Annotated in this window: 8 protein-coding genes; 6 read left to right on the plus strand and 2 right to left on the minus strand. The window is 70.4% G+C overall.

Going from position 1 to position 10,783, the window contains the following annotated elements; genetic code table 11:
- Positions 1 to 76: 76 nt before the first annotated feature.
- Entirely contained in the window at positions 77 to 1,390 is a 1,314-nt protein-coding gene (locus GRF61_RS21520; protein WP_169152674.1) for a class I SAM-dependent methyltransferase, read from the plus strand.
- On the opposite strand, the gene GRF61_RS21525 is transcribed toward GRF61_RS21520, so the two are convergent.
- Positions 1,336 to 3,195 (minus strand): diguanylate cyclase, encoded by a 1,860-nt coding sequence (locus GRF61_RS21525; RefSeq protein ID WP_169152675.1) that lies wholly within the window; start codon positions 3,193 to 3,195, stop codon positions 1,336 to 1,338. The two genes, GRF61_RS21520 and GRF61_RS21525, sit on opposite strands and share 55 nt — an antisense overlap.
- Before the next feature lie 241 nt (positions 3,196 to 3,436).
- On the opposite strand from GRF61_RS21525, the gene gshA reads away from it, so the two are divergent.
- From gshA to GRF61_RS21550, 5 genes are all read left to right on the plus strand, one after another.
- On the plus strand, positions 3,437 to 4,732 hold the full coding sequence (gshA, locus tag GRF61_RS21530; protein ID WP_169152676.1) for a glutamate--cysteine ligase: 1,296 nt from the start codon (positions 3,437 to 3,439) through the stop codon (positions 4,730 to 4,732).
- 11 nt (positions 4,733 to 4,743) lie between these two features.
- Complete coding sequence (gshB, locus tag GRF61_RS21535) at positions 4,744 to 5,697, plus strand: glutathione synthase (protein ID WP_169152677.1); 954 nt, start codon at positions 4,744 to 4,746, stop codon at positions 5,695 to 5,697.
- Between the two features lie 193 nt (positions 5,698 to 5,890).
- Positions 5,891 to 6,898, plus strand: a complete 1,008-nt coding sequence (locus GRF61_RS21540; protein ID WP_169152681.1) for an FAD:protein FMN transferase — start codon at positions 5,891 to 5,893, stop codon at positions 6,896 to 6,898.
- 47 nt (positions 6,899 to 6,945) lie between these two features.
- Positions 6,946 to 8,139, plus strand: coding sequence for an amino acid aminotransferase (locus tag GRF61_RS21545; protein ID WP_169152678.1), 1,194 nt, complete (start codon positions 6,946 to 6,948; stop codon positions 8,137 to 8,139).
- 552 nt (positions 8,140 to 8,691) lie between these two features.
- Positions 8,692 to 9,588: a DMT family transporter gene (locus GRF61_RS21550; protein ID WP_169152679.1), complete on the plus strand. Its 897-nt coding sequence runs from the start codon at positions 8,692 to 8,694 to the stop codon at positions 9,586 to 9,588.
- A 234-nt stretch (positions 9,589 to 9,822) separates the two neighbouring features.
- On the opposite strand, the gene GRF61_RS21555 is transcribed toward GRF61_RS21550, so the two are convergent.
- A partial coding sequence (locus GRF61_RS21555; protein WP_169152680.1) for a helix-turn-helix domain-containing protein occupies positions 9,823 to 10,783 on the minus strand: 961 nt, incomplete at its 5' end.

Raw genomic sequence — 10,783 nt, forward strand, 5'->3', positions numbered from 1 at the left:
GCCCAGCCCGGCCACATCGCGCACCGCCGCCAGGCGGTCGTTCATGCGCGGCGGCCCGCCTGCCGGGCCGCCGCGCATGAACGACCGCCTGGCGGCGGTGCGCGATGTGGCCGGGCTGGGCCAGGTGTTCACCCCGGACGCGGTGGTGCAGGCCATGCTGGCGCTGCGCCGGCGCCACGGCCGGGTGCTGGAGCCGTCCTGCGGCGACGGCGCCTTCTTCCGCCACCTGCCGGGCGCGGTGGGCATCGAGTTCGATGCCCGCCACTGCCCGCCGGGCGCGCAGGCGATGGACTTCTTCGCCTACCCGGACAGCGAGCGTTTCGACACCATCATCGGCAATCCGCCCTATGTGCGCTGCCAGGACATTCCGGCGGAAACGCGTGAGCGCATCCTGCGCGGCGGCAGCAAGGTGGACTTCGACCGCCGCGCCAACCTGTATCTCTTCTTCATCGAGAAGTGCCTGCGCCACCTGGCGCCGGGCGGCGAGCTGATCTTCATCACCCCGCGCGACTTCCTCAAGGCGACCTCGGCGGTGAAGCTCAACCGCCTGCTCTACGCCAGCGGCTCCATCACCCACGCCATCGAGCTGGGCGACGCCCGGGTGTTCGACGGCGCGGTGCCCAACTGCCTGATCTGGCGCTTCGAGAAGGGCCGCGGCGCGCGCGAGCTGCGCCACGCGGAGCTGGGCGCCGGCGACCGCCTCGGCCCGGCGCTGGCGGCGCCCGCCTGGGAAACCCGCTACTTCGTCGAGAGCGGCGGCCACCTGATGTTCGCCCGCGGCGACTACCCGCTGCGGCTGTCGCAGATCGGCTTCGTCAAGGTTGGCGCGGTGTCCGGCGCCGACGATCTCTATGCCGATCCGGTGCTGGGCGCCTGCCGGCCCTTCGTCTGCTCCTCCACCGTGCGCGACGGCCAGACCCGCCGCATGCTGCTGCCGGAGCCGGACGCGCCGGCGCCGGACACGCTGCTGCCGCACAAGGAAAGACTGCTGGCGCGCAAGGTGGCGCGCTTCGACGAGAGCAACTGGTGGCAGTGGGGCCGACTGCATTTCCGCAGCCAGCGCCCGCGTGTCTATGTGAACGGCAAGACGCGGGCGCCGCGGCCCTTCTTCGTCAATGACTGCCAGGACTACGACGGCGCGGTGCTGGCGCTGTTTCCGCACCGCGAGGAGGTGGCGCCGGCCGAACTGGCGACGGCGCTGAACGCGGTGCCCTGGGCCGACCTCGGCTACGTCTGCGACGGCCGCTTCCTGTTCACCCAGCGCAGCCTGGAGCATGCGCCGCTGCCGGCGGAGTTCGCCCGTTTCCTGCCGGATGCGGCGGCGGGCGCGCAGGCTCAGGCGGTATCGTCGGCCGGCCCGGGCGCGTCGCTGGCGGTGGCGAAGGCGTAGCGGTTCCTGCCCTCCGACTTGGCCCGGTACATGGCGGCGTCGGCGCTGCTCAGCAGCAGGTCGGCCTCGCGGCCGTGGGCAGGGTAGAGGGCGATGCCCACGCTGGCCGACACCTGGGCGAGCAGGCCGCCGTCCAGCGCCACTTCCCGCGAGGCCGCCTCGATGATCTTCAGCGCCACCGCGGCCGCGTCCGCCGCGGTTTCGGCATCCGGCAGCAGCAGGGTGAATTCGTCGCCGCCCAGCCGGGCCACGGTGTCGCTCTCGCGCACGCAGTTGCGCAGCCGGCCGGAGAGCTCGCGCAGCAGGCGGTCGCCGGCGTCATGGCCGTGGCGGTCGTTCACCGCCTTGAAGCCGTCCAGGTCCACGAACAGCAGCGCGAACTGGCCCTGGTCGCGGCCGCGCCGGGCCAGTTCCTCGCGCAGCCGGTTCATGAACAGGCGGCGGTTGGGTAGCTCGGTGAGCGGGTCGTAGCTGGCCATGCGTTGCAGCTGGGCCTCGGCGTTCAGCTGCTCGGTGATGTCGTGGATGATGGAGAGCAGGATGGTGCGGCCGCCGACCGCCGCCGGCGAGGTGAAGACCTCGACGTCGCGCAGGCTGCCGTCCGCCAGCCTGTGGGTGACGATGAAGCGCCTGGCCTGGTTGTCGGCGGTGGCCTTCACCAGCCGTGCCAGTTCCTCCTCCGGCAGGGTGTCGATCCGCGTCAGCGGCATGCCGATCAGCTGCTTGCGCGGGTAGCCGTAGTAGCGCACCGCCGCCGGGTTGGCGTCCACCACGCGGCGGCTGGCGGCATCCACCTGCAGCATTACCGCGCTGTGGTTGCGGAACAGCAGGCTGGCGCGGGCTTCGGAGTCGCGCAGGCGCTTGTTCACCCCGACCATCAGGATGGCCAGGGCCACCGCCAGCACTGCCAGCGCCGGCACGGCGACCGAGCTGATCTGGGCGGCGGTGAAGCCGCGCGGCCGGTCGCCCAGCCAGTTGCGCTCCAGCGCGCGGCGGCGTTCGGCGGCCAGCGTCGGCAGCGTCTCGTCGAGGATGGCGACCAGCTCCGGCCAGTCCTTGCGCACGCCGATGGCGCGGGACGCCTGGTCCGGCAGCTCCAGCCGGAGGTCGATGTCGTCGAAGTTGCGCACCCGCACGAAGTGCGACACCTGGCTGATCGGCCCGATCAGCGCGTCCAGCTCGTCCGCCGCCACCCGCTCCAGACCCTGCTCCAGGTTTTCCAGCTGGGTGATGGTGAGCAGCGGCTGCTCCTGCTCCAGCACCTGGCGCATCTGGGAGCTGCGCTGCATGCCAACGCGATGGCCGGCGAGATCGTCCAGGTCTTCGATGTAAGGTTTGTTGCTGCGCATGAAGACGCCGAACTTCAGGCGGTACACCGGCTGGGTGAACAGCAGGTAGCCGCGCCGTTCGCCGTTGGACACCATTGGCGACACCACGTCGATGTCGCCTTGCTCTGCGGCTTGCAGGACCTCGTCCCACTCGGCGTAGGGGCGGAATTCGAAGCGCACGCCCAGGCGTTGGCCCAGCAGGGCCATCAGTTCGGCATCGGCGCCGCGATGCCCCTGGGGCGTGAGGTAGCTGTAGGGGGCGATGGCCGGGTTGGCGCCGTAGCGGATCACCGGGTGGGCCGCCAGCCAGGCGCGCTCCGCGGCGCTCAGGTGGACGGTGCCGGGGGCTTCAGGAGGAGTGCCCGCCGCCACCGCAGGTTGGGCGAACAAGGACAGCAGACAGGCGAGCACCGCCCACCGCCCGGCAGCGCGGGCGGCCGCCTGCGCTGCCAGGATAATACTTTCGTATGGGGTCACGATGGGGGCTGAGTCTTGAATGTCGTTGTTTTCACTCGGGATGCAAAGTGAAGCGCGGGCAGCATCGTCATGCCTATGAAAAGAGTCATAGTCAACCCCAAGTCGTGCTGTCTACCCACCGCCGGTTTTCCCGCTTTGGGTGCAAGCCGGCGCCCGACCGGGGGTTTCCGGGCTTTGGTGTAACATCCGCGCACATCAATCGCCGTGGCGGTTCCGGCCGCGGCCTTTTCCGAGAACAGCCATGGTTCCCCATCTCACTACCGCGTTGACCGGTCCACTGCTCGAACTGGAAAAGCAGTTCCTCGACCGCGCCAGCCGCATCGAACAATGGTTCCGTGTCCAGTGGCAGGATCACCTGCCGCCGTTCTACGGTTCCACGGACTTGCGCAACTCCGGCTTCAAGCTGGCGCCGGTGGACCTCAACCTCTTCCCCGGCGGCTTCAACAACCTCAACGATGCCTTCATGCCGCTGTGCGTGCAGGCGGCCCAGGCGGCGATAGAGCGCATCTGCCCGGATGCGAGCAAGCTGCTGCTGGTGCCGGAGAACCACACGCGCAACCAGTTCTACCTGCAGAACGTGGCGCGGCTGGTGTCCATCCTCAAGCTCACCGGCCTGGACATCCGCATCGGCAGCCTGCTGCCCGACCTGGAAGGCCCGACCACGCTGGAACTGGCCAACGGCTCCACGCTGACGCTGGAGCCGTTGCAGCGCAGCGGCGGTCGTGTCGGCCTGGAAGGCTTCGATCCCTGCGCGGTGCTGCTGAACAACGACCTCTCCGGCGGCGTGCCCGCCATCCTGCAGGGCCTGGAAGACCAGTGGGTGATCCCGCCGGTGCATGCCGGCTGGCACACGCGGCGCAAGTCGCGCCATGCCGAGGCCTACGACCGGGTGGCGCGCGAGTTCGCCGAAACCATCGGCATCGACCCCTGGCGCATCAACCCGGAGTTCGGCGTCTGCGGCCAGATCAACTTCCAGGAGCGCACCGGCGAGGAGTGCCTGGCCACCCAGGTGGATCAGTTGCTGACGCGCATCCGCGCCAAGTACAAGGAATACGGCGTCACCGATGAGCCCTTCGTCGTCGTCAAGGCGGATGCCGGCACCTACGGCATGGGCGTGATGACGGTGAAGGACGCCTCCGAGGTGGTCGGCCTCAACCGCCGCCAGCGCAACAAGATGGCGGTGGTGAAGGAGGGCCTGGAGGTGCACGAGGTCATCATCCAGGAAGGCGTGCATACCTTCGAGACGGTGGAGAATGCGGTGGCCGAGCCGGTGGTCTACATGATGGACCACTACGTGGTGGGCGGTTTCTACCGGGTGCACACCGAGCGCGGCCGCGACGAGAACCTCAACGCCCCCGGCATGCACTTCAAGCCGCTGGCCTTCGAGACCTGCTGCACCCTGCCGGACTGCAGCCAGGCGCCGGATGCCGCGCCCAACCGCTTCTACGCCTACGGCGTGGTCGCCCGCCTGGCGCTGCTGGCGGCCTCGGTGGAGATCGAGGAAACCGAGCCGGCCGCCATCGAAGCGGCCGCCTGAGGGAAGCCGCCATGACCCGTGTGCTCAAGATCGCCTTCATCGTCGATCCGCTGGAGAAGCTGAAGGCCTACAAGGATTCCAGCATCGCCATGATGCGGGCCGCCGCCGCCCGCGGCCACGCGGTGTGGGCCATCCAGCGGCCGGCGCTGTCCTGGCGCGACGGCGCGGTGTCCGCCCGCGCGGTGCCGCTGTCGCTGTTCGCCGACGATCACGACTGGTACCGGGCCGGCGAGGCGGAGCAGCTGCCGCTGGCGACGTTCGACGCGGTGCTGATGCGGCAGGACCCACCCTTCGATTTCGAGTACGTCACCGCCACCTGGTTGCTGGAGCGGGCGGTGCGCGACGGCGTGAAGGTGTTCAACGACCCGCGCGCCATCCGCGACCACTCGGAGAAGCTCTCCATCCTGGAATTCCCCGAGTTCGCGCCGACCACGCTGGTGGCGCGCGAGGCGGCGGACCTGGATGCCTTCATCGACGAGTTCGGCGACGTCATCCTGAAGCCGCTGGACGGCATGGGCGGCAGCCGCATCTTCCGCGTCGCCGCCGACGACCCCAACCGCAACGTCATCGTCGAGACGCTGACCGAGGACGGCAGCCGCACGGTGATGGCGCAGCGCTATCTGCCGGAGATCAAGGAGGGCGACAAGCGGGTGCTCATCATCGGCGGCGAGGTGGTGCCCTTCACCCTGGCGCGCATCCCCAAGGCCGGCGAAACCCGTGGCAATCTCGCCGCCGGCGGCCGCGGCGTGGCGATGCCGATCACCGCGCGCGAGCGCGAGATCGCCGAATCCCTGGCGCCCATCCTGTGGCAGCGCGGTCTGCTCATCGTCGGCCTGGACGTGATCGGCGGCCATCTCACCGAGATCAACGTCACCAGCCCCACCTGCATGGTGGAGATCGCCGCGCAGATGGGCTTCGACGTCGCCGGCCTGGTCATCCAGCGGCTGGAAGCGGCGCTGGGCTGAGGCCTGCCCTGCGGCGAGCCGGCCCGGCGGGGCAGGGCGGCCTCGCTCCGCTGCCGCCGGCCGCCAAAGCGGGGAGGGCTGCGCTAAGATTCGTCCAATGAATCCGCCCGCTCCCTCGTCTGTCCGGCAGTACCCGGTTTTCCCGCTGCGGCTCCCCCTCCTCCCGGCCTTCTCCCTGCTGCAGCTGTTCGGCCTGTTGCTGGCTGCCAGCCTGCTCGCCGCCTGCTCGCGGCCGCAGGTCTTCCACCAGGAGTCCTATGTCTTCGGCACCCGGGTGGATGTCGCCGTCTATGGCGAGGACCAGGCCCAGGCGGACGCGGCGATGGCGGCGGTGCTGGGCGAGTTCGACCGCCTGCATCGCGCCTACCACGCCTGGGAGCCGTCCGAACTCACCACGTTGAACGAAGGCCTGGCACGTGGCGACACCGTCACCGTGTCGGACGAGCTGGCCGCCATGCTGAAGGACGCCCAGCGCTTGGCCGCCACCGGCGACGAACTCTTCGACCCCGCCCTCGGCAGCCTGATCGCGCTGTGGGGCTTCCACACCGACACCTTCGTGCCGCAGCGGCCGGACATGGACAAGGTACGCGCGCTGGTGGCGGCGCGGCCGCGGATGTCCGACCTGGTGATCGACGGCAACGCCGTCTCCAGCCGCAACCCGGCGGTGCAACTGGACCTGGGCGGTTACGCCAAGGGCTACGCGCTGGACCGTGCCATCGCCATCCTGCGCGACAAGGGCGTGCACAACGCGCTGGTGAACATCGGCGGCAACGTCATGGCGCTGGGCGCCAAGGGCGACCAGCCCTGGCGCATCGGCATCCAGCATCCGCGCGAGCCGGGGCCGCTGGCCACCCTGCCGCTGTACGACGGCGAGGCTATAGGCACCTCCGGCGACTACCAGCGCTATTTCGAGCTGGACGGCGTGCGCTACGCCCACCTGCTGGACCCGCGCACCGGCGAGCCGGCCCACGCCACCGAGTCGCTCACCGTGCTGATCACCCCGCGGGCGGACGCCGGCACCTTGTCCGACGCCGCCAGCAAGCCGGCCTACATTGCCGGCGACGGCTGGCGACAACAGGTGCGCAACTTCGGCATCGAGCACGCGCTGCGGGTGGCCGCCGACGGCCGCATCGAAGTCACCCGCGCCCTGCGCGCCCGGCTGCAACTACCCTCAGGCATCGACATGGCGGTGGTGGACTAGCACGCCGTCCGCCCGCCTTCCCCACCGTTCTTTACGCAGAGACCACCATGTTCCAGCACATCGAGCCCTATCCCGGCGATCCCATCCTGACCCTCAACGAGAACTTCCAGAAGGATCCGCGCGCGGACAAGATCAACCTCAGCATCGGCGTCTATTTCGACGACGAAGGCCGGCTGCCGGTGATGGCGGCGGTGCGCGAGGCCGAGGGCGGGCTGCTGGAGCGCATCGGGCCCAAGCCCTACCTGCCGATGGAAGGCGCGGCGGACTACCGCAAGCTGGTGCAGGAGCTGCTGTTCGGCGCCGACCACGCCGCGGTGCGCGGTGGTCGCATCGCCACCGCTCAGACCCTGGGCGGCTCCGGCGCGCTGAAAGTGGGGGCGGACTTCATCAAGCGCTACTTCCCCAAGGCGGAAGCCTGGGTCAGCGACCCCACCTGGGACAACCACCGCGCCATCTTCGAGGGCGCCGGCCTCACGGTGCACAGCTACCCCTACTACGACCCCGCCACCGGCGGCCTGCGCTTCGACGCCATGATGGCGGCGGTGAACGCCATGCCGGCCGGCAGCGTGCTGCTGCTGCACGCCTGCTGCCACAACCCCACCGGCGTGGACCTGTCGCCGGCGCAGTGGGCGGAACTGATCGCAGTGGTGAAGGCGCGCGGCCTGCTGCCCTTCCTCGACATCGCCTACCAGGGCTTCGGTGACGGCCTGGAGGAAGACGCCCACGCCCTGCGCGCGCTGGCCGATGCCGGCGTCTGCTTCTTCGTCGCCAACTCTTTCTCCAAGAGTTTCTCCCTGTATGGCGAACGCTGCGGCGGCCTCAGCGTGGTGTGCGAAGACGCCGAGGCGGCCGAGCGGGTGCTGGGCCAGCTCAAGGCCACCGTGCGCCGCAACTACTCCAGCGCGCCCATGCACGGCGCCCGCATCGTCGCCGCGGTACTGGGCAACCCGGCGCTGCGCGCCAGCTGGGAGGCGGAGCTGGCCGGCATGCGCAGCCGCATCAAGACCATGCGCGAGCGCCTGCACGCCGGCCTCAGCGCCCGCCTGCCCGGCCGCGACTTCAGCTACATCACCGCCCAGCGCGGCATGTTCAGCTACACCGGCCTGAGCCCGGCGCAGGTGGACCGGCTGCGCGAGGAGCAAGGCGTGTACCTGGTGCGCTCCGGGCGGATGTGTACCGCCGGGCTCAACGGCAACAATGTGGAGGCGGTGGCCGCCGCGATGGCGGCGGTGCTGGGGTGATGGGGGCGGAATGAGCTTGGTCAGGGCTGGCGCGAGGGGATGAGAAGCAGGACTTAGGGTGTTTTCTCCCCTCCCCCGCGAGGGCGAGGGAGAAAACCAGCGCGGTGGGCTGCTTGTTGGAGAGGATTGCGGCCAAGGGGCGGGAAGGACGAGGGTGCAGGAACCATCCCGCTGTCCTCAGTCCCGGCCTCTACTTCCCTTCCCCCAATCGCCTCCGTTCGCCCTGAGCCTATCGAAGGGCAGCCCCGCGCACCGGCCCCAGCCTTCGGTCCGAGCGCGAGCCTGCATTCAAGTGCAAGCCGTTGCCCAGCCATCCGTCTCGAATACCAGCCGGGCCCGGGCGCCCGGTAAGCCTTGTACCCATTGAAGGCCAGCCCGATGGCCTACCCCGCCGCGCCGAGGCCCCAAAAGAGCCATGGCGCTCCGGGGACGCAGACCCAGCTCCGCCGCAAACAGGGCTTCACGCCCCGGCAAACGCTTCACCCTCCAATAAACAGACGCAGCCTCAATAGCAGTCGCGCCACCCATAACAAGCACAAGGAGAACACCCCCATGCCCCCCAAGACCCATCTCGACCGTTTCGCCGTCGGCCTGCTGGTTGTGCTGTGCGCCATATGGGGCGTGCAACAGGTGGCGATCAAGCTGGCCAATGCCGGCATTTCGCCGGTGCTGCAGGCTGGCCTGCGCTCCATCGGTGCCACCGTGCTGGTGTGGGCCTGGGCGGCGTCGCGGCGGGTCAGGGTGTTCGATTTCAGCGATGGCACACTGGCGCCCGGCCTGCTCGCCGGGCTGCTGTTCGCCGGTGAGTTCGCGCTCATCTTCGGCGCGCTGGAGTTCACCAGCGCCTCGCGCGGGGTGATCTTCCTCTACACCGCGCCCTTCTTCGTCGCCCTGGGTGCGGTCTGGCTGTTGCCGCAGGAGGCCATGCGGCGGGCGCAGTGGGTGGGCATGGCGCTGGCCTTTGCCGGCGTGGTGGTGCTGTTCGGCGAGAACCTGCTGCTGCCGGGGGGCGACGCCTGGATAGGCGACCTGATGATGCTGGCGGCCGCGCTGCTGTGGGGCGCGACCACGCTGACGGTGAAGGTGTCGGCGCTCAGCCGCGCGGTGCCGGAGAAGACGCTGCTGTACCAGTTGGCGGTGTCGGCGCTGGCGCTGCCCTTCCTGTCGGCGGGCCTGGGCGAGCCGGGCATCTTCGCGCCGACGCTGCAGGTGTGGGGCAGCCTGCTGTTCCAGACGGTGGTGGTGGCCGGGGCCAGCTATCTTGGCTGGTTCTGGCTGGTGCGCCACTATCCGGCGACGCGGCTGTCCTCCTTCTCTTTCCTGACGCCGGTGTTCGGCGTGCTGGCCGGCGGCCTGCTGCTGGGCGAGCCGCTGACGCCGCCGGTGTTCATCGCGCTGGGGCTGGTGGGCGCCGGCATCTGGATTGCCAACCGGCCGGCGAAGGGCTGAAGCCGGCAGGGCTTTGCCGCTCGGCCGGGAGCCGGACGGATTCAGCCGTTTCCTCTGGTCCCTCCCGCAGCGCCGCATGGATAGCTGCGGCGGCGGAGTGGCCGCAGCGCATCGCCGGCCGCGGGTTTCGACTGGTTCCTTCCTGAACTGAACGGGAGCTCAAAACCGGCGGCTGGGCCATTCCCTGCCGGGGCGATCATCAGGCGGCCGTGCCGTGCCGTGCCGGTCCGGTCTTCAATCCGCGGCAGCGCCCCGGTTCCGTCGCCGGCTTGCGCCCGGCGGCTCGTGCTCCTGCTGCGCCCAGGCGCGGCGGAAGCTGCGGGCGGAGGCGAAGCCGGCCTGCTCGGCCACCCGCTCCAGCGGCAGGGTGCTGTCTTCCAGCAGGCGGCGGGCCAGCGCCAGCCGCAGCTGCTGCTGGTAGGCGGCGACGCCCAGGCCGGCGTGGCGTTCGAACAGGCGGCTGAGGTGGCGGGGGCTGACGTGCACCGCCGCCGCCAGCTCGGCCACCGCCCAGCTGCGCGCCGGATCGCGGGCGATTTCGTCCTGCGCCTTGTGCACTGCCGGGTGCAGGTGGTTGCGCCAGGCCAGCCAGGGCGACAGCTGCGGGTCGTGGCCGCTGCGTCGCACCCAGATCACCATGTCGCGCGCCACCCGGGCGGCCAGCGCGGCGCCGAAGTGGCGCTCCACCAGGTGCAGCGCCAGATCTATGCCGGTGGTGATGCCGGCGCTGGTGGTGACCGGGCCATCCTCGACGAAGATGCGGCCTTCTTCCACCGTGGCGTCCGGCGCCGCCGCCCGCAGCTGTGCCTGCAGGGCGTGGTGGGTGGTGCAGCGGCGGCGTGCGAGCAGGCCGGCCTCGCCCAGCAGCAGCGCGCCGGCGCAGACGCTGGCGACCGCGGTTTCGCGGCCCACGCGCTCCGCCAGCCAGCGCACCACCGCGCGGGTGTGCGGATGGCCGAGGTTGACCGCGGTGTCGGCCATGCCGCCCACCATCACCAAGGCACCGGCCGGCAGCGCGGCGGGCAGCGCCTCCAGCCCGCCCATCTCCAGGCCGATGGAGCAGGCCAGGCTGGGCGCGGCGGCGCAGCTGTGCAGCCGCAGGGGCGCGCCGTGGGCGGCGGCGAGGCGGAAGACCTCGGCCGGGCCGGCGTAGTCCAGCAGCAGGAAATGGGGGGTGAGGGCGAAGTAGATGGTC

The sequence above is a fragment of the Azoarcus sp. TTM-91 genome (genome assembly GCF_012911025.1).
Classification (GTDB): Bacteria; Pseudomonadota; Gammaproteobacteria; order Burkholderiales; family Rhodocyclaceae; genus Azoarcus.